Annotated in this window: 20 protein-coding genes; 10 read left to right on the forward strand and 10 right to left on the reverse strand. The window is 58.6% G+C overall.

The window, feature by feature from the left end:
• Positions 1-64 precede the first annotated feature (64 nt).
• Positions 65-448, reverse strand: coding sequence for a biofilm formation regulator BssR (bssR, locus tag SK53_RS08410; protein WP_003858412.1), 384 nt, complete (start codon positions 446-448; stop codon positions 65-67).
• Positions 449-664: 216 nt separating this feature from the next.
• Between bssR and rimO the strand changes: the two genes are divergently transcribed.
• Positions 665-1,990, forward strand: coding sequence for a 30S ribosomal protein S12 methylthiotransferase RimO (gene rimO / locus SK53_RS08415; protein ID WP_022650675.1), 1,326 nt, complete (start codon positions 665-667; stop codon positions 1,988-1,990).
• A gap of 63 nt (positions 1,991-2,053) precedes the next feature.
• On the opposite strand, the gene gsiD is transcribed toward rimO, so the two are convergent.
• From gsiD to iaaA, 5 genes are read right to left on the reverse strand one after another with little or no spacing between them, the layout of a single operon-like run.
• Entirely contained in the window at positions 2,054-2,965 is a 912-nt protein-coding gene (gene gsiD / locus SK53_RS08420) for a glutathione ABC transporter permease GsiD (protein ID WP_003858425.1), read from the reverse strand.
• 1 nt (position 2,966) lies between these two features.
• Positions 2,967-3,887, reverse strand: coding sequence for a glutathione ABC transporter permease GsiC (gene gsiC, locus SK53_RS08425; RefSeq protein ID WP_006809475.1), 921 nt, complete (start codon positions 3,885-3,887; stop codon positions 2,967-2,969).
• 5 nt (positions 3,888-3,892) lie between these two features.
• Complete coding sequence (gene gsiB / locus SK53_RS08430) at positions 3,893-5,431, reverse strand: glutathione ABC transporter substrate-binding protein GsiB (protein ID WP_023324374.1); 1,539 nt, start codon at positions 5,429-5,431, stop codon at positions 3,893-3,895.
• Between the two features lie 23 nt (positions 5,432-5,454).
• On the reverse strand, positions 5,455-7,326 hold the full coding sequence (gene gsiA, locus SK53_RS08435) for a glutathione ABC transporter ATP-binding protein GsiA (RefSeq protein WP_048209045.1): 1,872 nt from the start codon (positions 7,324-7,326) through the stop codon (positions 5,455-5,457).
• An 11-nt stretch (positions 7,327-7,337) separates the two neighbouring features.
• Positions 7,338-8,276, reverse strand: a complete 939-nt coding sequence (gene iaaA / locus SK53_RS08440) for a beta-aspartyl-peptidase (RefSeq protein WP_023315701.1) — start codon at positions 8,274-8,276, stop codon at positions 7,338-7,340.
• A gap of 189 nt (positions 8,277-8,465) precedes the next feature.
• Here iaaA and moeA point away from each other — a divergent pair, with 189 nt between their 5' ends.
• Together moeA and moeB are read left to right on the forward strand one after the other, a co-directional pair.
• Complete coding sequence (moeA, locus tag SK53_RS08445; protein ID WP_045343722.1) at positions 8,466-9,698, forward strand: molybdopterin molybdotransferase MoeA; 1,233 nt, start codon at positions 8,466-8,468, stop codon at positions 9,696-9,698.
• Position 9,699: 1 nt separating this feature from the next.
• On the forward strand, positions 9,700-10,452 hold the full coding sequence (gene moeB / locus SK53_RS08450; RefSeq protein ID WP_048209047.1) for a molybdopterin-synthase adenylyltransferase MoeB: 753 nt from the start codon (positions 9,700-9,702) through the stop codon (positions 10,450-10,452).
• 89 nt (positions 10,453-10,541) lie between these two features.
• Here moeB and fsa read toward each other — a convergent pair whose 3' ends face one another.
• Positions 10,542-11,204, reverse strand: a complete 663-nt coding sequence (fsa, locus tag SK53_RS08455) for a fructose-6-phosphate aldolase (protein ID WP_017384896.1) — start codon at positions 11,202-11,204, stop codon at positions 10,542-10,544.
• A gap of 127 nt (positions 11,205-11,331) precedes the next feature.
• Between fsa and SK53_RS08460 the strand changes: the two genes are divergently transcribed.
• The 4 genes from SK53_RS08460 to SK53_RS08475 all read left to right on the forward strand — a co-directional run bounded on the left by SK53_RS08460 (position 11,332) and on the right by SK53_RS08475 (position 17,058).
• Positions 11,332-12,231, forward strand: coding sequence for a glycyl-radical enzyme activating protein (locus tag SK53_RS08460; protein WP_008501194.1), 900 nt, complete (start codon positions 11,332-11,334; stop codon positions 12,229-12,231).
• Positions 12,232-12,235: 4 nt separating this feature from the next.
• Complete coding sequence (locus SK53_RS08465; RefSeq protein ID WP_048209048.1) at positions 12,236-14,668, forward strand: formate C-acetyltransferase/glycerol dehydratase family glycyl radical enzyme; 2,433 nt, start codon at positions 12,236-12,238, stop codon at positions 14,666-14,668.
• 166 nt (positions 14,669-14,834) lie between these two features.
• Positions 14,835-15,650 carry a Cof-type HAD-IIB family hydrolase gene (locus SK53_RS08470; protein ID WP_048209049.1) on the forward strand — a complete coding sequence of 272 codons (816 nt, stop codon included), beginning with the start codon at positions 14,835-14,837 and terminating at the stop codon, positions 15,648-15,650.
• Positions 15,651-15,801: 151 nt separating this feature from the next.
• On the forward strand, positions 15,802-17,058 hold the full coding sequence (locus tag SK53_RS08475; RefSeq protein WP_048209050.1) for a DUF1479 domain-containing protein: 1,257 nt from the start codon (positions 15,802-15,804) through the stop codon (positions 17,056-17,058).
• Here SK53_RS08475 and SK53_RS08480 read toward each other — a convergent pair.
• Positions 17,055-18,128 carry a LacI family DNA-binding transcriptional regulator gene (locus SK53_RS08480; protein WP_048209051.1) on the reverse strand — a complete coding sequence of 358 codons (1,074 nt, stop codon included), beginning with the start codon at positions 18,126-18,128 and terminating at the stop codon, positions 17,055-17,057. The genes SK53_RS08475 and SK53_RS08480 overlap by 4 nt on opposite strands.
• Before the next feature lie 286 nt (positions 18,129-18,414).
• Between SK53_RS08480 and SK53_RS08485 the strand changes: the two genes are divergently transcribed.
• Positions 18,415-19,716: an MFS transporter gene (locus tag SK53_RS08485; protein WP_048209052.1), complete on the forward strand. Its 1,302-nt coding sequence runs from the start codon at positions 18,415-18,417 to the stop codon at positions 19,714-19,716.
• Positions 19,717-19,733: 17 nt separating this feature from the next.
• Positions 19,734-22,097: a glycoside hydrolase family 31 protein gene (locus SK53_RS08490; protein ID WP_048209053.1), complete on the forward strand. Its 2,364-nt coding sequence runs from the start codon at positions 19,734-19,736 to the stop codon at positions 22,095-22,097.
• A 91-nt stretch (positions 22,098-22,188) separates the two neighbouring features.
• Here the strand turns inward: SK53_RS08490 and SK53_RS08495 are convergent, their stop codons facing one another.
• A complete protein-coding gene (locus SK53_RS08495) occupies positions 22,189-23,784 on the reverse strand; it encodes an ABC-F family ATPase (RefSeq protein ID WP_003858434.1) in 1,596 nt (531 codons plus the stop codon).
• A gap of 222 nt (positions 23,785-24,006) precedes the next feature.
• Between SK53_RS08495 and ldtB the strand changes: the two genes are divergently transcribed.
• On the forward strand, positions 24,007-24,927 hold the full coding sequence (gene ldtB / locus SK53_RS08500; RefSeq protein WP_003858435.1) for a L,D-transpeptidase: 921 nt from the start codon (positions 24,007-24,009) through the stop codon (positions 24,925-24,927).
• Between the two features lie 41 nt (positions 24,928-24,968).
• On the opposite strand, the gene SK53_RS08505 is transcribed toward ldtB, so the two are convergent.
• A complete protein-coding gene (locus SK53_RS08505) occupies positions 24,969-25,685 on the reverse strand; it encodes a GntR family transcriptional regulator (protein WP_048209054.1) in 717 nt (238 codons plus the stop codon).
• Positions 25,686-25,688 lie beyond the last annotated feature (3 nt).

Here is a 25,688-nt window from a genome sequence, read left to right on the forward strand (position 1 = left end):
GTTCCCGGGTGCGTTACCACTTTTACAAAAGCTTAATCAGAAGGGGGAGTTGCCTCCCCCGGGTTCAGTGCCGGGCAAGCGTTTCCGGCTTGTTCAGACACATGATGCAAAGCGCGAGCGTGGTCAGGCAGTTTTCAAGCTTCTCCGCGTTAACGGCAATAAAATTCGGGCAGTCGTGACGTCCGTTCATCAAACAGACCCCGGCGATGGAGAGCACCTCGGCGGCGCGGCGCAGCGCCACTAATTCGCTTTCAGCGTAGTGCGCTTTCAGGATGGGTGCTTTTTCACGCATGAAATTGCAAAGTTCAAAGAAGTTATCACGCAGATTTTCGCTTTCGCTGACTGACATATACCCTTTCGCCTTGCGGAGTTGCAGATATGCAGCCAGGTCGATTCGGGCGTTGATCAGCTTGTTAAGCAGATCGCGTTTCAGTCTGTCAACGGACATGCTATTCCTCCTCTGTCAGCCATGTTACCTCATTAAGAATAAGGTCATTTTTTGTACAATGTAATGCCTGGGATCAATAAACGATAACTGATTAACATTCTTTACAATGTTACAACGATTGCCGGCCTCAACTGCGCCATCAAGAGTGTATAAATCCCCTGCGATACGCTGTAAAATCCCGCCCTGATAACTCCATAATTGATGAATTTTTAACCTATGAGCAATGTTACGCACCCGCCGAAAATCGGCTTTGTCTCCCTGGGCTGCCCGAAGAACCTGGTGGACTCCGAACGCATCCTGACTGAACTTCGCACTGAAGGCTATGACGTGGTGCCAAGCTACGACAACGCCGACATGGTGATCGTCAACACCTGCGGCTTTATCGACAGCGCGGTTCAGGAATCCCTGGAAGCCATTGGTGAAGCCCTGACGGAAAACGGCAAAGTGATTGTGACCGGCTGCCTGGGCGCAAAAGAAGACCAGATCCGTGAAGTGCACCCGAAGGTGCTGGAGATCACCGGTCCACACAGCTACGAGCAGGTGCTGGAACATGTTCATCACTACGTCCCCAAACCAAAGCACAACCCGTTCCTGAGCCTGGTGCCGGAACAGGGCGTGAAGCTGACGCCGCGCCACTACGCCTACCTGAAAATTTCCGAAGGCTGCAACCATCGCTGCACCTTCTGCATCATCCCGTCGATGCGTGGCGATCTGGTGAGCCGTCCGATTGGCGAGGTGCTGGCAGAAGCCAAACGCCTGGCCGACGCGGGCGTGAAGGAGCTGCTGGTCATCTCCCAGGACACCTCCGCCTACGGCGTGGACGTTAAACACCGTTCCGGTTTCCACAACGGTGAGCCAGTGAAAACCAGCATGGTCGGCCTGTGCGAGCAGCTGGCTAAGCTCGGGATCTGGACGCGTCTGCACTACGTCTACCCGTACCCGCACGTTGACGATGTGATCCCGCTGATGGCGGAAGGCAAAATCCTGCCGTACCTGGATATCCCGCTACAGCATGCCAGCCCGCGCATTCTGAAGCTGATGAAACGCCCTGGCTCCGTTGACCGCCAGCTGGCGCGCATCAAGCAGTGGCGTGAAATCTGTCCGGATCTGACCCTGCGCTCCACCTTTATTGTCGGCTTCCCGGGTGAAACCGAAGAAGATTTCCAGATGCTGCTCGACTTCCTGAAAGAGGCGCGTCTGGATCGCGTCGGCTGCTTCAAGTACAGCCCGGTTGAAGGCGCAACGGCCAACGAGCTGGCGGACCAGGTACCGGAAGAGGTAAAAGAGGAGCGCTGGAACCGCTTTATGCAGCTGCAACAGCAGATCTCTGCTGAACGCTTGCAGGAGAAAGTGGGCCGCGAAATTCTGGTGATTATCGACGAAGTGGACGAAGAAGGCGCGATTGGCCGCAGCATGGCGGATGCGCCTGAAATCGACGGCGCGGTGTACCTGAACGGCGAAACCAACGTCAAGCCGGGCGATATTATTCGCGTGAAGGTCGAAAACGCCGACGAGTATGATTTGTGGGGCAGCCGGGTTTAATCTCCCCACGCCTCTGTTCCAGGCCGGGTAAGGCGTCGCCGCCACCCGGCACATTCCACAGCACTACCCTTTTATCCGCGGATCCAGCGCGTCGCGCAGCCCATCCCCCAGTAAATTAAACGCCAGCACGGTCAGGAAAATCGCCAGGCTCGGGAAGATCGCCACGTGTGGCGCAATCACCATATCCGCCCGCGCCTCGTTCAGCATCGCGCCCCACTCCGGCGTCGGCGGCTGTGCGCCTAACCCCAGAAACGACAGGCTGGCCGCCGAGATAATCGACACGCCTATGCGCATGGTGAAATAGACCACGATAGACGAGACCGTTCCCGGCAGAATATGGCTGAACAGGATGGTGGCATCGCTGGCTCCCATGCTGCGCGCCGACTCGATAAAGGTCTGCTGCTTCAGCACCAGCGTGTTGCCACGTACCAGACGCGCGAAAGCGGGAATCGAGAATACCGCCACGGCGATGATGACGTTCGCCATGCCGCTGCCCATCACCGCCACCACGGCAATCGCCAGCAGAATACCGGGAAAGGCAAACAGCACATCGCAGATACGCATGATGATGCGGTCCCACCAGCCTTCGTAGTACCCGGCCACCAGCCCCAACACGGTGCCAATTGCTGCGCCCATCAGCACCGCAAAGACCCCGGCCGCCAGCGAGATCTGCGCCCCTACCAGCACGCGGCTGAAAATATCGCGCCCGAGCGAGTCCACGCCAAACCAGTGCATCATCGACGGTCCATCGTTCAGCCGGTCGTAATCGAAGTAGTTTTCCGCATCAAACGGGGCTAACCAGGGGGCGATAATCGCCACCAGGATCAGCAGTAACACAAACAACCCGGCGACCATAGCGACGGGCTGACGACGGAATCGACGCCAGAACTCAATCCACGGGGTGCGAATATGGTCCGGCCTGATCCCCGGCATAGCGTTTAAAATGGCCTGGCGACGCCAGTTCAGTAATCGCATCTTACTTATACCTGATGGCCGGGTTAATGGCGGCGTATAGCACATCCACCACTAAGTTGATAAGAATAAACTCCAGCGAGAAAAGCAGGACTTCAGCCTGAATGACCGGATAGTCACGCATATCGACCGAGTCGACCAGCAGGCGCCCCAGCCCCGGCCAGTTGAAGACCTTCTCAACCACAATAGAGCCGCCCAGCAGGAAGCCGAACTGTAGCCCCATCATCGTGACCACCGGTATCATCGCATTACGAAAACCATGCTTCAGAATGACCCATTTCTCACTCACCCCTTTTGCCCGCGCGGTGCGAATGTAATCTTCGCTCAGCACGTCGACAAACGAGGCGCGGGTAAACCGGGCCATCACCGCCGCAACGGCCGCGCCAAGCGTCATAGAGGGAAGAATGTAGTGCTTCCAGGTGTCGGCCCCGACGGTCGGCAACCAGCCCAGCTCAACGGAGAAAATCTGCATCAGTAGCATGCCCAGCGCAAACGCCGGGAAAGAGATGCCGGTGACCGCCAGCGCCATACCGAGCTTATCCGGCCAGCGGTTGCGCCAGACGGCGGCGACAATCCCCGCGCCCAGGCCAAACACAACCGCCCAGCTCATACTGGCAATCGTTAACCAGAAGGTAGGCATAAAGCGGCTGGCAATCTCCTCCGACACCGGACGACGCGACACCATTGAGATGCCGAAATCGCCCTGAAGGACATTGCCAATGTAACGCAGAAATTGCCTGTACAGCGGCTGGTCAAGACCGAGCTGTTTACGCACCAGTTCAATAACCGTCGCATCCGCTTCCGGTCCGGCAATCAAACGCGCCGGATCGCCGGGCAGCATATGGACAAACAAAAACACCAGCACGGCCACAATCAGCAGCGTCGGGATAAGCCCCAGCAGGCGTTTACACACATAATTCAGCATGAGTTTTATTTTAAATCCGCGTCATCAAAGCTAAAGCCCGTATCCGGCATGATGTAAAAACCGGTCAGCGCTTTGTTGTGGGCTGAGACCAGTTTTTCCACCACCAGCGGCACCCACGGCGACTCTTTCCAGATAATGTCCTGCGCCTCTTTGTACAGGCGCGCTTTCTCTTCCGGTTTGGTGGTTTTCAGGGCATCGGCCAGATCTTTATCCACCTGCGGATTACTGTAGAACGCGGTATTGAACAGCGTTGGCGGCCAGTTCTGGGAAGCAAACAGCGGCGACAGGGACCAGTCCGCTTCACCGGTTGAAGCCGTCCAGCCGGTGTAGAACATCCGCACGCCGCTCTCTTTCTGTCCTTTGCCTTCCACTTCCGCCGCTCGCTGTCCGGCATCCATCGCCGTGACCCTGGCTTTAATGCCCACCTGCGCCAGCTGCTGCTGGGTAAATTGCAGCACCTTCTGCGCGGTACTGTGGTTATGAGACGACCACAGCGTGGTGCTAAAGCCGTTCGGATAGCCCGCCTCTTTCAGCAGCTCCCGCGCTTTCGCCGGATCGTACGGCCATGGCTGGTAGCTCTGCGCATACTCGATGGCTGGCGGCATCACGCCCGTCGCGGGAGTGGCGTAACCGGCAAAGGCCACCTTCACCAGCGCCTGACGGTTAATGGCGTAGTTGATGGCTTCGCGCACCTTCGGGTTATCGAACGGTTTCTGCGTGACGTTCATGCTGATGTAGCGCTGCATAATCGACGGGCTGGCCACCAGCTCCAGCTTGCTGTTTTTCGCCAGCAGCGCCGCCTGTTCGTAAGGGATCGGGAAGGCAAACTGCGCTTCGCCGGTTTGCAACATCGCGGCACGGGTATTGTTGTCCACGACAGGACGCCAGGTGATTGTATCCAGCTTCGGCAGCCCCTGCTGCCAGTATCCGGCGAATTTTTTCACCTTCACAAAATCGGTCTGGTTCCAGGTAAGCAGTTCGTACGGCCCGGTTCCCACCGGGTGGAAGCCAATCTCTTTGCCGTATTTTTTCAGGGCGGCGGGCGAAATCATCGCCGTCGCGGGATGCGCCAGAATATTGATAAACGCCGAGAACGGCTCTTTCAGGACGATCTTCACCGTCGCCGGGTCAACCGCCTCGGTGCTGGCGATATTTTTATACAGGTTGTAGCGCTTAAGGCCGTTCTCCGGATTGCTGGCACGGTCCAGGTTGATCTTAACCGCCTCGGCGTTGAAGTCGGTGCCGTCCTGGAACTTCACGCCGGTACGGAGCTTAACGGTATAGACCAGCCCATCGTCCGACACGGTATAGCCTTCCGCCAGCACGTTTTTCAGCTTCATCTCGCGGTCCAGGCCGAACAGCCCCTGGTAGAAAGATTTTGCCACCGCCTGAGAAAGGGTGTCGTTAGCATCATACGGATCCAGCGTCGTGAAGTTAGACCCCACAGCCACCACCACATCTTTCGCCGCGAACGCGGGGGCGGCGGCCAGCGCAGCCGTCACGCTCGCGGCAAGCAGCCATTGACGAGCAACAAAAGGAACCATTGTGTTCTCCTGCCTGTTGTAAGTTATAACCGCGAGAATGCATTGCCCTGACGCGGTGGTGCGACAAAATGACCGGGACCCACCTCACGCAGCGCCACGCGCTCAAGGGTTTCGCCCCGTTTACGAATATTGCTCGGCATTTCGTCCTGCAACAGCACGCGCTGGGCGTGACGATGCTCAGGATCGGCAACCGGTACGGCGGCCATCAGCTTGCGGGTGTACGGGTGCTGCGGGTTTTCAAACACCGCCCGACGGGGGCCGATTTCAACTATTTGCCCCATGTACATCACCGCCACGCGATGGCTGATCCGCTCCACCACCGCCATATCGTGGGAGATAAACAGAAACGCAATGCCTAAATCCCGCTGTAAATCGAGCAGGAGATTGATGATTTGCGCGCGGATGGAGACATCCAGCGCTGACACGGACTCATCCGCAATCACCACCTTCGGATTTAGGGCTAATGCCCGGGCTATGCAGATACGCTGTCGCTGACCGCCAGAAAATTCGTGCGGATAACGCCAGGCATGCTCCGGCTTCAGGCCCACGCGCTCCAGCAGCCACGCGACGCGGCGCTGCGCGGCTTCACCGTCGAGCAGGTTATGCACCCGCAGCGGCTCCATAATCGAGTACCCCACCGTATGGCGCGGATCGAGCGACGCATAAGGATCCTGGAATATAAACTGAATATCCCGGCGTACCGCCTGCAATTTACTGTTAGGTAGCGTGTCGATGCGCTCACCGTTGAAGGTGATGCTCCCCTCCTGCGACGCCACCAGCCTGAGCAGCGCCCGTCCGGTGGTGGATTTACCGCAGCCGGACTCCCCCACCAGCGCCAGCGTTTCGCCCGGCCAGAGATCAAAACTGACGTTTTCAACCGCATGCACTTCGCGCTTCACGCGATTTAGGATCCCGCTACGCAGCGGGAAACGGGTCACCAGGTCACGCACTTCGAGGATTGGCCTGCCGGGAACCACCGTATCCTGCTCGGTTTCGTCTTCCTGCTTGCCCTGTTCGGTCTGTGAGATCAGCGGAAAACGGCGCGGAAAATCACTGCCATTCATGGCCCCCAGACGCGGGACCGCCGCCAGCAGCGCTTTGGTATAAGAATGCACCGGCGCATGAAAGACCTGCTCCACCGTGCCGGTTTCCACGGCATTGCCCTGATGCATAACCAGCACCCGATCGGCAATGTCCGCCACCACCCCCATATCGTGGGTGATGAAAATCACCCCCATCTCCATCTCCTGCTGCAACACCTTAATCAGTTGCAGGATCTGGGCCTGAATAGTGACATCCAGCGCCGTGGTGGGTTCGTCCGCAATGAGTACCGCCGGACGGCACGACAGCGCCATCGCAATCATCACCCGCTGGCGCATGCCGCCGGAAAGCTGATGCGGGTAGCGGGACAAAATCGCGTGCGCCTCAGGGATACGCACCAGCTCCAGCATCCGTTTTGCTTCGTTGAGCGCCTCATCACCGCTCAGTCCCTGATGCAGGCGGATAGATTCGGCAATCTGCTCGCCCACCGGGAAAACCGGGTTCAGGGAGGTCATCGGCTCCTGAAAAATCATCGCAATATCTGCCCCGCGCACACCCTGCATCCGGGACGCGCTCAGCTCGTTGAGATCGATAACCTGACGGTTGCGACGGCGCAACAGCATACGCTCGCTGGTGACCTGCCCGCCCGTCTGCTCAAGCAGACGCATCAGCGCCAGCGCGGTAACGGATTTACCGGAACCTGATTCGCCAACAATCGCCAGCGTCTCGCCGCGTCTGAGCGAAAACGATAAATTCTGTACTGCGGGGATGAACTGCCGCTCTTCCTGAAACGCAATATTCAGTTGGTGGACAGCCAGCACTTCGCAGTTGTCCAGCTCTTCACGGTGCGGCAAGCAATGCCCCCTTATTCACGATAAATGCCTGTGCTGGGCGCATCGCCGGCATACCCCCACGCCCGGTACATCCCTTCACTGTTAAACGGCAGAGCCACGTTGCCCTCCCGATCCACCGCAATTAAGCCGCCAATCCCGCCCAGCGCCGGCAGTTTCTCCATCACTACCCGCTCGCAGGCTTCACTCAGGCTTAATCCGCCGTAATCCATTAGTGCGGTAATGTCATAGGCCGCCAGCGCGCGGATAAACACTTCGCCGGTGCCGGTGCATGACACCGCCGCGGTGGCGTTATTGGCGTAACACCCGGCCCCCGGCAGCGGGCTGTCGCCGACGCGACCGGGAAGTTTGTTGGTCATGCCGCCTGTCGACGTCGCGGCGGCGAGGTTACCGGCTTTATCCAGCGCCACCGCGCCTACCGTGCCCATTTTGCTGCGTTCATCGAGCGGCGCGGCATGGTCCAGCTGCGTCATCCCCGCTGTACGGGCCTCCAGCAGTTGCCGGTAACGCTCCTCGGTGGAAAAAAGCTCGGGCGAGACCGTGTCCATACCGTGCTCGACGGCAAATTTTTCCGCCCCCGCCCCGGCCAGCAGCACATGCGGGCTTTGTTCCATCACCAGACGCGCGGCCAGCACCGGATTACGCAGACGGCTGACGCCCGCTACCGCGCCCGCTTTCAGGGTGACGCCGTCCATCACGCAGGCATCCAGCTCGTGCGTTTCATCGCGCGTAAAGACCGAGCCAATACCGGCATTAAACAGCGGACACTCCTCCAGCAGGCGCACCGCTTCGGTCACCACGTCCAGCGCGCTGTCGCCCGCTTCCAGCATCCGCTGGCCTGTTTCCACAATGGCGTTCAGCGCATCAATATAACGCTTCTCCTGCTCGGGACTGAGCTGTGCACGGGTGATTGCCCCGGCACCGCCATGAATTGCGATAACCGCTTTACTCATTTCGCATCACCCATCAGCCTGGCTGGCTGCTTTTTCTATAAATATCATTATCGTCGACGAATCTTCAGATGATTTTTGAATATAGAAAGACGCAACTGTGATGTAAAGCGTACACCCATCGGGTCATACAGTTAGCCGCACTTTTCTGCCATAATGAGCGCTTTCGTTGTTACTCCGCAGGAGCCCACCATGGATTTTACCGCCGGACTGATGCCGCTTGAGACGGCACTCTCGCAGATGCTTGATCGTATTACTCCCCTGCACGACGTTGAGACGCTGCCGCTTGTGCGCTGTTTTGGCCGTATTGCCGCGCGCGATATCGTCTCGCCGCTGAACGTGCCGGGGTTCGATAACGCGGCGATGGACGGCTATGCCGTACGTCTGGCGGATCTGCAAACGGGTCAGCCGCTGCCGGTGGCAGGGAAAGCGTTTGCCGGGCAGCCGTTCAACGGTGAGTGGCCAGCGGGCACCTGCGTGCGCATTATGACCGGCGCGCCGGTGCCAACGGGCTGTGAAGCCGTGGTGATGCAGGAAGAGACCGAACAAACGGACGACGGCGTGCGTTTTACCGCCAGCGTCAAAGCGGGACAGAATATCCGCCATATCGGGGAAGACATTACCCTGGGCGCAACGGTCTTTGCCGCCGGGCAAAAACTGACGGTCGCCGAACTGCCGGTGCTGGCATCGCTTGGCATCGCGGAGATTGACGTGGTCCGCAAAGTGCGCGTAGCGGTGTTCTCCACGGGAGACGAGCTACAGCTTCCGGGTCAGCCGCTGAACGAGGGGCAGATTTACGACACCAACCGTCTGGCGGTGCACCTGATGCTTGAGCAGCTGGGCTGCGAGGTGATTAACCTCGGTATCATTCCTGACGATCCGCAAAAACTGCGCGCGGCGTTTATCGACGCTGACGCCTCTGCCGACGTGGTGATCAGCTCCGGCGGCGTTTCGGTTGGCGAAGCGGATTACACCAAAACCTTGCTTGAAGAGCTGGGTGAAATCGCCTTCTGGAAGCTGGCGATTAAGCCGGGCAAACCGTTCGCGTTTGGTAAACTTCCGCACAGCTGGTTCTGTGGCCTGCCGGGTAACCCGGTCTCTGCCGCGCTGACCTTCTACCAGCTGGTGATCCCGCTGCTGGCGAAGCTTTCAGGCAACAATGCCAGCCCGCTGCCGGAACGTCTGCGCGTGCGGGCGGCAACGCGCCTCAAAAAATCACCGGGCCGTCTCGATTTCCAGCGCGGCATTCTGGCGCGCAACGCCGACGGCGAGCTGGAGGTGAGCACCACCGGGCATCAGGGTTCGCACATCTTTAGCTCCTTCAGCCAGGGTAACTGCTTTATCGTGCTGGAGCGCGATCGCGGCCACGTTGAGGCGGGCGAATGGGTTGAAGTGGAACGCTTTAACCACCTGTTCGGAGGCTGACATGACGATGGAACTGAGCGACCCGGAGATGATGCGCTATAACCGCCAGATCGTGCTGCGCGGATTTGATTTCGAGGGTCAGGAGGCGCTCAAGGCGGCCAGCGTGCTGGTTGTTGGTCTTGGCGGGCTGGGCTGCGCGGCAGCGCAATACCTGGCTGCGGCGGGCGTCGGCAGCATGACGCTGCTGGATTTCGACACCGTGTCGGTGTCCAACCTGCAACGCCAGACGCTGCACAGCGACGTGACGGTCGGTCAGCCTAAAGTGGAATCAGCACGCACGGCGCTGGCGCGCATTAACCCCAACGTTCAGTTCACCCTGATTGACGCGATGCTGGATGACGACGCGCTGTTTGCGCAGATTGCACGGCATGACCTGGTGCTGGACTGCACCGATAACGTCGCCATTCGCAACCAGCTCAATGCGGGTTGCTTTGCCCATAAAACGCCGCTGATTTCCGGCGCTGCCATCCGCATGGAGGGGCAAATCACCGTCTTCACCTACGCTGAAGGAGAGCCCTGCTACCGCTGCCTGAGCCGTCTGTTTGGCGAGAATGCGCTGACCTGCGTCGAGGCGGGCGTAATGGCGCCGCTGGTTGGCGTTATCGGTTCCTTGCAGGCCATGGAGGCGATCAAAGTGCTGGCGCACTATGGCACGCCCGCCGCGGGTAAAATCGTGATGTATGACGCGATGACCTGCCAGTTTCGCGAGATGAAGCTAATGCGTAATCCCGGGTGTGAGGTGTGCGAAGGTTAAAGCAAACGGCAACCTTCAGGTTGCCGTTTTAGTGTTTGCTCCCTCTCCCTGTGGGAGAGGGTTGGGGTGAGGGCATCAGGCCACACCCATCAAATAGACGTCCGCCCAAACGCCCCCTGCCAGTCCTGCTCAAACTTCACAATTGCCGCATCCACCGCCGGAGAGGTAATAAACTGCTGCGCCACGTCCAGCGGCAGCGTGATGGACTCGCACCCTGCCAGCAGGCAGTCCAGCGCCTGGCGCGGGGTTTTAAAGCTCGCCGCCAGCACTTTTGACTGCGGCGCGTGCAGGGTCAGCAACTGTTGCAGTTCGACCACCGTCTGGATCCCGTCCCCGCCCTGCGCGTCCACGCGGTTCACGTAAGGGGCCACATACTCAGCCCCCGCCAGTGCGGACAACATCCCCTGCGCGGCACCGTACACCGCCGTACCCAGCGTCGGGATCCCTTCCGCTTTCAGCATCTTGATCGCCGCCAGCCCTTCAGCGGTCACGGGCACTTTCACCACCAGGTCATTGATTATCGCGCGCAGCTTACGCGCGTCTTCCACCATCCCCTCGGCAGTCTTCGCCATCACCTGAGCGAACAGCCGGCCCTTGCCGCCCAGCGCGTCGTGCAGCGCGGGCAGCAGCTCTTCCAGGGGGGTTTTACCCGCCGCCACAATGCTTGGGTTAGTGGTCACGCCCGCCAGCGGGAAGATACGCGCCAGCTTTTTGACTGCCGCAACGTCAGATGTGTCGAGATAAAGTTCCATGATGTCACCCTCAAATTTAGCCTGCACTTACCCTATCACAGCAAAACCTGCTCAGGAATTGACCCATATCAAGATAACTTTCATTCGAAAGTAATTTAATCTTCATATGCAATCCGAGGGCAAAAAAATGATCTTCAATATACAGCGTTACTCCACCCACGACGGCCCAGGTATTCGAACCGTGGTATTCCTGAAAGGCTGCTCGCTGGGCTGTCGCTGGTGTCAGAACCCGGAAAGCCGCTCCCGCAGCCGGGACGTGCTGTTTGATGCGCGTCTGTGCCTGGACGGCTGCGACCTGTGCCAGCAGGCGGCACCGGGCTGCATCGAACGCGCGCTGAATGGCCTGGTCATCCACCGCGAAAAGCTGAGTGAAGAGACGCTTGATGCCCTCACCGACTGCTGCCCGACGCAGGCGCTGACCGTTTGCGGCGAAGAACAGCAGGTCGAAGAGATCATGGCGACCGTATTGCGCGATAAACCCTTCTACGACCGCAGCGGCGGCGGGATCACCCTTTCCGGCGGCGAGCCGTTTATGAATCCGGAGCTGGCGCACGCGCTGTTTAAAGCCAGCCACGACCAGGGTATCCACACCGCCGTCGAAACCTGCCTTCACGTGCCGTGGCACTATATTGAGCCGTCATTACCGTACGTCGATCTGTTCCTCGCCGACCTGAAGCATGTCGACGGAGACGTTTTCAAGCAGTGGACGGACGGTTCGGCTAAGCGCATCCTGGACAACCTGAAACGCCTGGCCGCCGCCGGGAAAACGATCACCATCCGCGTGCCGCTGATCCAGGGCTTCAACGCGGATGAAGCCTCCATCACCGCCATTACCAACTTCGCTGCCGATGAACTCGGCGTCCACGATATTCATTTTCTGCCGTATCACACGCTGGGCATGAACAAATACACCCTGCTCGGCCAACCCTACTCTGCCCCTGACAAACCGCTGGATAACCCTGCCCTGCTGGACTTCGCACAGCAGTATGCCTGCCAGAAAGGGTTAACCGCGACCTTACGAGGATAAACTTATGACCACCCTGAATCTCAACACCCTCAGCGAGCGCATCAAGGCGCACAAAACGGCTCTGGTGCATATCGTTAAGCCGCCGGTCTGTACCGAACGCGCGCAGCACTATACCGAAATGTATCAGCAGCATCTGGACAAGCCGATCCCGGTGCGCCGCGCCCTGGCGCTGGCGCATCACCTGGCCAAGCGTACCATCTGGATCAAGCACGACGAGCTGATCATCGGTAACCAGGCCAGCGAAGTGCGTGCCGCGCCGATCTTCCCGGAATATACCGTCTCCTGGATTGAGAAAGAGATTGACGATCTGGCGGACCGTCCGGGCGCGGGCTTTGCGGTGAGCGAAGAGAACAAGCGCGTGCTGCATGCGATCTGCCCGTGGTGGCGCGGCCAGACGGTGCAGGATCGCTGCTACGGCATGTTCACCGACGAGCAGAAAGGCCTGCTGGAAACCGGCATCATCAAAGCCGAAGGCAACATGACCTCCGGCGACGCGCACCTGGCGGTGAACTTCCCGCTGGTGCTGGAGAAAGGTCTCGACGGCCTGCGCGCCAAAGTGGCCGAGCGCCGCTCACACATCAACCTGACGGTGCTGGAAGACCTGCACGGCGATCAGTTCCTGAAGGCGATCGATATCGTGCTGGAAGCGGTGAGCCTGCACATCAAACGCTTTGCCGAACTGGCGCGCGTGATGGCCTCCAGCGAAACCCGCGAAAGCCGCCGCGACGAGCTGCTGGCAATGGCGGAAAACTGTGACGTGATTGCTCACGAGCCGCCAAAAACCTTCTGGCAGGCGCTACAGCTGTGCTACTTCATTCAGCTAATCCTGCAAATTGAGTCCAACGGTCACTCCGTCTCCTTTGCCCGTATGGACCAGTACCTTTACCCGTACTATCGCCGCGACGTGGAGCTGGACCAGAGCCTGGACCGCGAGCACGCCATCGAGCTGCTGCACAGCTGCTGGCTGAAGCTGCTGGAGGTGAACAAAATCCGCTCCGGCTCGCACTCCAAAGCCTCGGCGGGCAGCCCGCTGTATCAGAACGTCACCATCGGCGGCCAGAAGCTGGTCAACGGCGAGCCAATGGACGCGGTCAACCCGCTCTCCTACGCGATTCTGGAATCCTGCGGTCGCCTGCGCTCCACCCAGCCTAACCTGAGCGTGCGCTACCACGCGGGCATGAGCAACGACTTCCTCGACGCCTGCGTGCAGGTGATCCGCTGCGGCTTCGGGATGCCGGCGTTCAACAACGATGAAATCGTCATTCCGGAATTCATCAAGCTCGGCGTTGAACGCGACGACGCCTACGACTACGCGGCCATTGGCTGTATCGAAACCGCGGTGGGCGGCAAATGGGGCTACCGCTGCACCGGTATGAGCTTTATCAACTTCGCCCGCGTGATGCTGGCCGCGCTGGAAGGCGGCCGCGACGCCACCAGCGGCAAGGTGTTCCTGCCGCAGGAGAAAGCCCTCTCTGCCGGTAACTTCGATAACTTCGAGGAGGTGATGGCGGCGTGGGACACCCAGATCCGCTACTACACCCGCAAATCCATCGAAATTGAATACGTGGTGGACACTATGCTGGAAGAGAACGTCCACGATATTCTCTGCTCGGCGCTGGTTGACGACTGCATCGAGCGCGCGAAAAGCATTAAGCAAGGCGGCGCGAAGTATGACTGGGTTTCCGGCCTACAGGTGGGGATCGCCAACCTCGGCAACAGCCTGGCGGCGGTGAAGAAGCTGGTGTTTGACCAGGGTGTTATCGGTCAGCAACAGCTGGCGGCGGCGCTGGCGGATGACTTCGAGGGGCTAACCCACGAGCAGCTGCGTCAGCGCCTGATCAACGGCGCGCCGAAGTACGGCAACGACGACGACAGCGTGGACATGCTGCTGACCCGCGCCTATCAGACCTACATTGAAGAGCTGAAGCAGTATCACAACCCACGCTACGGCCGCGGCCCGATTGGGGGTAACTACTACGCGGGCACGTCGTCTATCTCAGCAAACGTGCCGTTTGGCGCAGCGACCATGGCGACGCCGGACGGGCGTAAGGCGCATACCCCTCTGGCGGAAGGAGCCAGCCCGGCTTCCGGTACCGACCACCTCGGGCCGACGGCGGTGATTGGCTCCGTGGGTAAACTGCCGACGGAAGCGATTCTTGGCGGCGTGCTGCTTAACCAGAAGCTGAACCCGTCGACGCTGGAAAACGACAGCGATCGCCAGAAGCTGATGGTGCTGCTGCGCACCTTCTTCGAGGTGCATAAGGGCTGGCATATTCAGTACAACATCGTCTCGCGCGAAACGCTGCTGGAAGCGAAGAAACACCCGGACCAGTACCGCGACCTGGTAGTGCGCGTCGCGGGCTACTCGGCGTTCTTCACCGCCCTGTCGCCGGATGCGCAGGACGATATTATCGCCCGTACTGAGCATACGCTGTAAGAAAACGCCTGGTGGCGCTGCGCTTACCGGGCCTACAGAGTCTCCCCGTAGGCCGGGTAAGGCGAAGCCACTACCCGGCTTTCTGACTTTCATTCGAAATTAAATTTGTGCTCCTCGTCACCTTGTTATTAGAATGTTTCAAAACGCAGTGACCCAGGAGCACAGTATGACCGTTAAAGTTATCGTCACCGATATGGACGGAACTTTCCTTGATGATGCCAAGCAGTACGATCGTGACCGCTTCCAGGCACAGTTTGAACAGCTTAAAGCCCGCGACATTGAATTTGTTGTCGCCAGCGGCAACCAGTATTACCAGCTCATCTCGTTTTTCCCGGAACTGAAGGATCAAATCTCCTTCGTGGCGGAAAACGGCGCGCTGGTCTTCGATCACGGCGAACAGATTTTCCACGGCGAACTGACCCGCCATGAGTCGCAGATCGTGATTGGCGAACTGCTGAAAGACAAAGGGCTGAACTTTGTGGCCTGCGGGCTGGAGAGTGCCTACGTCAGCGACCAGGCCCCTGACGCGTTCGTGGCGCTGATGTCAAAGCACTATCACCGCTTAAAGCGCATCAGCGATTACCGCGAAATTGACGACGTGCTGTTTAAGTTCTCCCTGAACCTGCCGGACAGCGATATTCCTAATCTGGTGGATAAACTCCACGTCTCCCTGGACGGCATCATGAAGCCGGTCACCAGCGGCTTTGGCTTTGTCGATTTAATTATCCCCGGCCTGCACAAAGCCAACGGCATCAGCCGCCTGCTGAAGCGCTGGAAAATCTCTCCGCAAGAGTGCGTGGCCATTGGCGACAGCGGCAACGATGCCGAGATGCTGAAGCTGGTGAAATATTCCTTTGCGATGGGCAACGCGGCGGAAAGCATCAAAGAAATCAGCCGCTACAGCACTGACGACAACAACCATCAGGGCGCGCTGAACGTCATTCAGGCCGTGCTCGACAACCACTCTCCTTTCGACGTCTGATCCTTTCCTCGCCGGAGTCCTGCTCCGGCACCCTCACTCATTTTCCCGTCCTGTGGCGCAGGTCAAGTTTTTAAACTTGCATTAACTTATTTTTAACTTAAAGTATCGCTTGTAGACATTTTTACTTTCGAATGAAAGATGCGAGGCAGTTATGACCTTTACCAGTGAAACCTTGCCGGCGGATCACAAAGCGGCAATCCGTCAGTTGAAACGTGAGTTACGCGCGCAGATCGGCGACGTGCAGGCGGTGTTCGACAAGCTCAGCGACAGCATTGCCACCCGCGTGGCGGAAATTAACGCCCTCAAAAATAAAGGTGAATCCGTCTGGCCGGTAATTCCGTTTAACGATGTGAAAAACGGCACGATTACCGACGCGCAGCGCGAGGCCGTTAAGCGCCGCGGCTGCGTGGTGATTAAAGGTCACTTCCCGCGCGAGCAGGCGCTGGCGTGGGATCAGTCGATGCTCGACTACCTCGATCTGAACAAGTTTGACGAGGTGTACAAAGGGCCAGGCGATAACTTCTTCGGCACCCTGACCGCCTCCCGTCCGGAGATTTACCCGATCTACTGGTCGCAGGCGCAAATGCAGGCGCGCCAGAGCGAAGAAATGGCGCAGGTGCAGTCGTTCCTGAACCGCTTATGGACGCTCGAGAGCAACGGCAAGCAGTGGTTCGACCCGGACGTGAGCGTGATTTACCCGGATCGTATCCGCCGCCGTCCGCCGGGAACCACCTCGAAAGGGCTGGGCGCGCATACCGACTCCGGCGCGCTGGAGCGCTGGCTGCTGCCGGCATACCAGCAGGTTTTCGCCCGCGTGTTTGACGGCAACGTCGAGAAATACGACCCGTGGAACGCCGCGCACCGTACCGAAGTGGAAGAGTATACCGTCGATAACACCACCAAATGCTCGGTGTTCCGCACCTTCCAGGGCTGGACGGCGCTGTCGGACATGATCCCCGGTCAGGGGCTGCTGCACGTGGTGCCGATCCCGGAAGCAATGGCCTATATTTTGCTGCGTCCGCTGCTGGACGACGTGCCGGAGGACGAGCTGTGCGGCGTGGCGCCGGGGCGCGTGCTGCCGGTTTCCGAGAAGTGGCACCCGCTGCTTATCGAGGCGCTGACCAGCATTCCTGCGCTGGAGGCGGGTGATTCGGTGTGGTGGCACTGCGATGTGATCCACTCCGTCGCGCCGGTGGAAGATCAGCAGGGCTGGGGCAACGTGATGTACATCCCCGCCGCACCGATGTGCGAGAAAAACCTCGCCTATGCGAAGAAGGTCAAGGAAGCGCTGGAAACCGGCGCGTCGCCGGGAGACTTTCCGCGCGAGGATTATGAAAAAACCTGGCAGGACCGCTTTACCGTGAACGATCTCAACATCCACGGCAAACGCGCGCTGGGCATGGTCTAGCTGTCATACAGCCCTTCCCGCTCCACGGCGGTGCGTCGTTTCCCCTGACGTATCCGCCGTACCGACTCCCGCACGGTCAGCGTGCCGTTCAGCAGCAATGTGCCTACCGGTGCATCCGGGCGCATGAGCCGCTGCTGGAGCATGTGTACCGCTTCCGTTCCCAGCTCATCGCGGGGAACATGCACGGCTGTTAATGGAACATCCTGAATCGCCGCCAGGTTAAAGCCGTCGATGCTCATCACCGAGACGTCCTGCGGCACGCGCAGGCCGTGGTTTTTTAAGGCGCTGATGGTGCCCGCCGCCATAAAGTCGCCGCCAACCAGGAATGCCGTCGGCAGGTCTTTTCCCTGCTGCTGATTTAGCCAATCGCTCACCAGCTGCTCCGTCTCTCTGGCGCTGAAGCTTGGCACCACCAGCAGATCGCGCTTGTCGTTGAACGCCAGGTTGTGGGACTGCCACGCGTCGCGGATCCCCGACAGGCGCAGCTCCATGGTGTAGCGACGCAGGCACAGCACGTTCATCACCTCGCGGTGTCCCATCTCGAACAGGTACTCCGCCGCCCGCTCGCCGATGGCGCGGTGATCCGGGGCGACGGCAGGCAGGCGCATGCGGCGGTCCCGGCAGTTAATCAGCATGCAGGGTTTGCCCACGTCCACCGCCAGATCGTGGATATGCGGATCGTCAATACCGAGAAGAATGGCCGCCTGCGTGTCCGGCTCGTTCATCCGCGCCAGAAACAGCTGGGCGTCGCTGTCGTTCTCCTCCAGCGCGCAGTAGCGCAACCGGACCTCGTGGGAGGCAAGCCCTTTGCTCACGCTCTGGATCACGCGGTAGTAAAAGATGTCGGACCGCTCGTCGAAGGCGCGCTGCGGGGCAAAAACCACCAGGCTGTTAAGCAGCAGACGCCCTGCCGCCATGCCGTCCATTACCCCCAGCTCGCGCGCGCACGCCAGCACCTTTGCCCGTGCTTTTTCGCTGGTGTTTGCCTTCCCCGCCAGCACGCGAGAAACGGTGCTGATAGAGAGCTGGGTACGGGTGGCGATTTCGGTGATTTTAAGCCTTTTGTCCATTTTGTGATCTGGCTCCGGATGTGAAATGAAAAAATTTTCACAACATGTTTATCAGGTAATAACTTGCGAGAGGGCAATAATGCCGAAAATTAAACCTCGGTTATGAGAAAGTTTGCACAAAATCCACTATTCCCTGCTCAATTTCTCTCTTAAGGTGAACCTGTCACACAACTTCCATACTAGTTGTATAGCAGCTTAGTACTCTAAAACAGATAACTTTCAAACGCCTGACGCTGTTTGACACCTGAACCTTTGTCCCCTTACCGTCCGTCTTGTGGAGAAGAAAATGAGTCAGGACATTAATAACACCGTTGCGACAAGCAAAACACGTCGCGTCATCAGGAGCCTGCGCTGGTACGTACTGGTGCTGTTTCTTCTCGGCGTGACCGTTAACTACATCACCCGTAACTCGTTAGGTATTCTCGCTCCTGAACTGAAAGAGAGCCTCGGGATCACCACCGAGCAGTACTCCTGGATCGTCGGCGCGTTCCAGATCGCCTACACCATTTTCCAGCCCCTGTGCGGCTGGCTGATTGACGTTATCGGCCTGAAAATCGGCTTTATGGTCTGCGCCGGGATCTGGGCGCTGATGTGTATTTTCCACGCGGGCGCCGGAAGCTGGCTGCACCTGGCCATACTGCGCTTCTTTATGGGGGCTTCAGAGGCCGCCGCCACCCCGGCGAACGCCAAAACCATCGGCGAATGGTTCCCGAAATCAGAGCGTCCCGTTGCTGCTGGCTGGGCAGGCGTGGGCTTCTCCATCGGCGCGATGCTGGCTCCGCCTATCATCTACTTTGCTCACGCCTCGTTCGGCTGGCAGGGCGCGTTTATGTTTACCGGCGTGCTGGCGCTGCTGTGGGTGATCCTCTGGTGGGCGTTCTACCACAACCCCGAGCAGCACCCGAACCTGAGCAAGGACGAGCTGGCGTTTATCAAGCAGGATAACGAACCAGCGCCGGTCAAATTGCCCTTCCTGACCGCGCTGAAAACCGTTTCAAAAAACAAACGTTTCTACGGTATCGCCATTCCGGCCTTTATGGCAGAACCCGCCTGGGCCGTGCTGAGCTTCTGGGTGCCGCTGTACCTCGCCAAAGAGCACGGCATGGACCTGAAGCAGATTGCGATGTTTGCCTGGCTGCCGTTCCTCGCCGCCGACCTCGGCAGCGTGGCGAGCGGCTACCTGACGCGTCTGTATACCCGCCTGTTCGGCTGCTCCCGCGTGAACTCGGTTGTCGCCAGCTCCGTGACCGGCGCGTTCCTGATGATCTCGCTGGCCATCGTGGCCATTACCCGCGACCCGTATATCACCATCGTGCTGATCTCCATCGGCGGCTTCGGGCACCAGATCATCTCCTGCATGCTCAGCGCCCTGGTCGTGGAGTCATTCGACAAAGGCCAGATGGCGACCGTCAACGGCATGCGCGGCTCGGCGGCGTGGATCGCCAGCTTCCTGTTCTCGCTGTTAATCGGTGTGACCGCCGACAAAATCGGCTTTAACCCGCTCTTTATCGCCATGGGGTTCTTTGACCTGATTGGCGCTCTCTTCCTGGTAGCATTTATTGCTGAACGTCGCGCGAAGCGCGCCTGATAGTGGATGTATTGCATATGAAAACCCTGAAAAACTGGACCCTTGATACGCAGTCGGCAAACCATCTGGAACTGCTGGTCGATAGCCAGCACCGCCTGTGCCTGTATGTGCTGGAAGAGAACCTGTTCCGCGTGCTGATCAAGCGTAAAGGCGAGCTGGCGCTGGACCGCACCTGGAGCATCGCACCGGAAAAAGACGTGCCGTGGGAAGGTCGCCGTCGTGACGATATCAGCGGCTTCTCCTGCCCCGCCTGGACGCTGACGCAGCAGGACGATACGTTAACCGTGGCAACCGAGCAGCTGCGCGTCACTGTCCACCAGCCGCTGTGGCTGGAGTGGCACTACCGCAATGACGCGGGCGAGTGGCAGCCGCTGGTCAATGACCGCCCGACCAGCGCCTACCTGCTGAACGCCCACGGTGACGGCGTGGCGCACTATCTCAGCCGCCGTAATGATGAACGTTTTTACGGTCTGGGTGAGAAAGCGGGCGATTTACAGCGCAACGGCAAACGCTACGAGATGCGTAACCTGGATGCGATGGGCTATAACGCGGCCAGCACCGATCCGCTGTACAAGCACATCCCGTTCACCCTCACCCGTCGCGATGACGTGAGCTACGGTCTGTTCTACGATAACCTGAGCAGCTGCTGGCTGGATCTGGGTAACGAGATCGACAACTATCACACCGCCTACCGCCGCTGGCAGGCGGAAGCGGGCGATATCGATTACTACATCTTTACCGGCAAGCGCGTGCTGGACGTCACTAAAGCCTTTGTTCGCCTGACCGGAAAAACGCTGTTCGGACCGAAATGGAGCCTGGGCTACAGCGGCTCAACCATGCACTACACCGACGCGCCGGACGCGCAGAATCAGCTGATGAACTTTATTCGCCTGTGCGAAGAGCATGCCATTCCGTGCGACTCGTTCCAGCTCTCCTCCGGCTATACCTCGATTAACGGCAAGCGCTACGTCTTTAACTGGAACTACGACAAAGTGCCGCAGCCGAAGGTGATGAGCCAGGCGTTCCACGACGCGGGGCTGCGGCTTGCGGCCAACATCAAGCCTTGTCTGTTGCAGGATCATCCCCGCTACAGCGAAGTGGCGGAACGCGGCCTGTTCATTCGCGATTCAGAAACCGATGCGCCTGAACGTTCCAGCTTCTGGGATGACGAAGGATCGCACCTCGACTTCACCAACCCGCAGACGGTGCAGTGGTGGCAGAACGGCGTGACCACGCAGCTGCTGGAGATGGGCATCGACTCCACCTGGAACGACAACAACGAGTATGAAGTGTGGGACGGGGAAGCGCGCTGCTATGGCTTCGGCCAGGAGATCGCCATCAAGCACATTCGCCCGGTGATGCCGCTGCTGATGATGCGCGCTTCGCTGGAGGCCCAGCAGCGCTTTGCGCCGGAGAAACGTCCGTATCTGATCTCCCGCTCCGGCTGCGCCGGGATGCAGCGCTACGTCCAGACCTGGAGCGGCGACAACCGCACCAACTGGGACACCCTGCGTTATAACATCCGTATGGGGCTGGGCATGAGCCTGTCCGGGCTGTTCAACGTCGGGCACGACGTCGGCGGTTTCTCCGGCGACAAGCCGGACGCTGAGCTGTTCGTGCGCTGGGTGCAGAACGGCGTGATGCACCCGCGCTTTACCATTCACTCGTGGAACGATGACCACACGGTGAACGAGCCGTGGATGTATCCGGGCGTCACGCCTGCCATCCGCGGCGCGATTGAGCTGCGCTACCGCCTGCTGCCGTATCTTTACACCCTGCTCTGGCAGGCGCACGCCGACGACGAACCGATGCTGCGCCCGACCTTCCTCGATCATGAGCACGATGCGCAGACCTTTGAAGAGTGCGACGACTTCCTGCTGGGCCGCGACCTGCTGGTCGCCAGCGTCGTCGAAGCCGGGCAGCGCGAGCGCCGCGTCTGGCTGCCGGATAACGAAACCGGCTGGTACGATTTTTACACCCACGCGTGGTATGCGGGCGGGCAAGCGATCGTCCTTGATGCGCCGCTGGAAAAACTGCCGCTGCTGGTGCGCGCCGGGGCCGGTTTGCCGCTCAGCGAACGCATCCGTCACGTGAGCGCCGATAAAGACGATACCCGTGAGCTGAAGCTGTTCCCGGTGAAAGGCGTCGGCACAACCTCGGGGCTGCTGTTTGAAGACGACGGTGAAAGCTGGGGCTACCTGAACGGCAATGCGCTGTGGGTGGAATGGGAAATGGTGTGTGATGGCGCAAGTATCAACCTGAAGGTGAACGCTCGCGGCGACTATCGTCCGGCATGGAAGGCGCTGAAGGTATCATTACCGGCGGAGGAAAAACGTACGCTGCGGGTGAATGGAGTTGAAGGGGGCGAGTGGGTGGTGTAGTGCGGCCTGTAGCCCTCACCCTAACCCTCTCCCACAGGGAGAGGGGATAAAATGTAGGCCGGGTAAGGCGAAGCCGCCACCCGGCTATTTTTTAACTCTCGATACCTTTACTGCGCAGGTAATCTTCGTAGTTACCGGTGAAGTCCACCACGCGCTCTGGCGTAATTTCGATCACGCGGGTCGCCAGCGAGCTGACGAACTCACGGTCGTGAGAGACGAAGATCAGGGTGCCCTGATACATCTCCAGCGCCATGTTCAGGGATTCGATCGATTCCATATCCAGGTGGTTAGTCGGTTCGTCCATCACCAGAATATTCGGTTTTTCCATCATCAGCTTGCCGAACAACATACGGCCCTTTTCACCACCGGAGAGCACTTTGGCGGGCTTTTTGATGTCGTCCTGGCTGAACAGCAGACGCCCCAGAATGCTGCGTACCGCCTGCTCATCGTCGCCTTCCTGCTTCCACTGGCTCATCCAGTCGAAGACAGTCAGATCGTTTTCGAATTCATATTCATGGTCCTGCGCGTAGTAACCAATCTGCGCGTTTTCAGACCATTTCACGGTTCCGTTGTCCGGTTGCAGTTCACCCACCAGGGTTTTCAGCATAGTGGATTTACCCACGCCGTTGGCGCCGAGGATGGCAATCTTCTCGCCCACTTCCAGCAGCAGGTTGAAGTTTTTGAACAGCGGGCCTTCATCGAAGCCTTTGGTGAGGGCTTCCACTTCCAGCGCGTTACGGAACAGCTTCTTGTCCTGCTCGAAGCGGATGAACGGGTTCTGACGGCTGGAGGCTTTAACCTCTTCCAGCTTGATTTTGTCGATCTGACGCGCACGCGAGGTCGCCTGACGCGACTTAGAGGCGTTGGCGCTGAAGCGGCTGACGAAGGATTGCAGGTCCGCAATCTGCGCTTTCTTCTTGGCGTTGTCGGCCAGCAGACGTTCACGTGCCTGGGTTGCCGCCGTCATGTACTCATCGTAGTTGCCTGGATAAACGCGCAGCTCGCCGTAGTCCAGATCCGCCATGTGGGTACACACCATGTTCAGGAAATGACGGTCGTGCGAAATGATGATCATGGTGCTGTCGCGATCGTTCAGCGTCTGCTCCAGCCAGCGGATGGTGTCGATGTCCAGGTTGTTCGTTGGTTCGTCGAGCAGCAGGATGTCCGGGTTAGAGAACAGCGCCTGCGCCAGCAGCACACGTAGCTTCCAGCCTGGCGCAACTTCGCTCATCGGACCATAATGCTGTTCAACAGGAATGCCGACGCCCAGCAGCAGTTCGCCCGCACGCGCTTCCGCAGAGTAGCCGTCCATTTCGCCGTATTGCGTTTCCAGGTCGGCCACTTTGTAACCGTCTTCTTCGCTCATCTCAGCGAGACCGTATATACGATCGCGCTCCTGCTTCACTTCCCACAGCTCCGCATGCCCCATGATCACGGTGTCGAGCACGGTGAACTCTTCGAAGGCGAACTGATCCTGACGCAGCTTACCGATGCGCTCGTTAGGGTCGAGCGACACGTTACCGAGCGTTGGCTCCAGGTCACCGCCGAGGATCTTCATAAAGGTGGATTTTCCGCTACCGTTGGCACCAATCAGGCCGTAACGGTTGCCGCCGCCAAATTTGACGGAAATATTTTCGAACAGCGGCTTACTGCCAAACTGCATAGTGACGTTGCTGGTAACTAACACGGAGAGATTCCTGCGAAAAGTGTGATAAACGCGGCATTATGCCACAATTCCGAATTGAGATCCCGTGTTGCAGTAATCCACTAAACTTTAACAAAATCGAAAAAAATGTGATTTCGTACACATCTGAATTCCCAGTTAACGGGAATGCACATATAATGCGCTCCCATTACTGATTCAGACTTATCAACTCATCGCCAGAATGGCTTAGATACCTCGCATAACATGAACATGAAATTAACAACGCTTTTTGCGGCGGCGTTAGCCGTAGTAGGTTTTTGTAAGACCGCGTCTGCGGTGACGTATCCCCTGCCGACAGACGGAAGCCGTCTGGTGGGTGAAAACCAGGTGGTGACGGTGCCGGAAGGTAACACTCAGCCGCTGGAATACTTCGCGGCGCAGTATCAGCTCGGCCTGTCTAACATGCTGGAAGCGAACCCGGGCGTTGACCCGTATCTGCCGAAAGCGGGTACCGTACTCAACATTCCACAGCAGCTGATCCTGCCGGATACCGTGCACGAAGGTATCGTAATTAACAGCGCCGAAATGCGTCTGTATTACTACCCGAAAGGCACCAACACCGTGATCGTTCTGCCTATCGGTATCGGTCAACTGGGTAAAGACACCCCGCTGAACTGGACCACCAAAGTGGAGCGTAAGAAAGCGGGCCCAACCTGGACGCCGACCGCCAAAATGCACGCTGAGTACATTGCTGCCGGTGAACCGCTGCCAGCCGTTGTGCCTGCCGGCCCGGATAACCCTATGGGTCTGTACGCGCTGTACATTGGTCGTCTGTATGCCATCCACGGTACAAACGCCAACTTCGGTATCGGCCTGCGCGTAAGCCACGGCTGCGTGCGTCTGCGTAATGAAGACATCAAATTCCTGTTCGATAACGTGCCGGTTGGTACGCGCGTGCAGTTCATTAACGAACCGGTGAAAGCGACGTCAGAGCCGGACGGCAGCCGTTACATTGAAGTGCATAACCCGCTGTCCACCAGCGAAGATCAGATCAACAACAACGAAATCGTACCGATTAAGCTGACCAGCGCGGTGCAGTCCGTTACCTCTCAGGCGGATGTTGACACGACCATCGTTGACCAGGCGATTCAGAACCGTTCCGGTATGCCGGTGCGTTTAAACTAATCGTGATAATTAAAAAAGCGGACCTTGAAGTCCGCTTTTTTTTATCCGTTATTCACGATAACGATGCCGCCATGGTCATAGCGATAGTGACAATGGGCGTACTCCAGCGGCGTACCATCTTCCAGATAGATCACCTGCTCTACCTCCAGCACCGGGTCGGTTGGCTCGCAGACAAGGTGCTGCATATCCAGCGCACTGGGCTTCAGCGCCCGCACCACCCGATACGATCCCATGATCTTCAGCCCCAGCGTCTCCTGTACATACCGGAATACCGAACTTTCAAGATGGGTTTTGTTCAGACCGGGGACCAGATTGAGCGGCATTACCGTGGCGTCCAGAGACATCGGCTCACCGTTCAGTAAACGCAGACGGATAAAGTCATAGATCGGCGTATCCGGATTTATCATCAGCGATGCCTGCTCTTTCTCGTTCGGGAAGCGCAGTTCGAAGTGCACCACCTGGCTCGTCACCGTGCCTAAATGTTCCCAGGTTTTGGTCGCCCCAAAGTAGTCGCTGCCGGAGAGATCCCACTGGGAAAGCTGGAGGAAATTTTTGCGGATGAACGTGCCCTGCCCCTGTCGGGTATAGACCAGCCCTTCGACAATCAGCTGACGCATCGCCTGCTGAATGGTCATCCGGCTGGTGCTGAACTCCGCCGCCAGCGCGAACTGGTCCGGCAGCGGTTCATTGGCGGCGTACTGCTGGCTGATGATGCGTTTTTTAATTTCCCGCGCTATGGTGATGTACTTCGCCGCCATCGT

The organism is Enterobacter sp. MGH119 (assembly GCF_001037675.1).
GTDB lineage: Bacteria > Pseudomonadota > Gammaproteobacteria > Enterobacterales > Enterobacteriaceae > Enterobacter > Enterobacter hormaechei_C.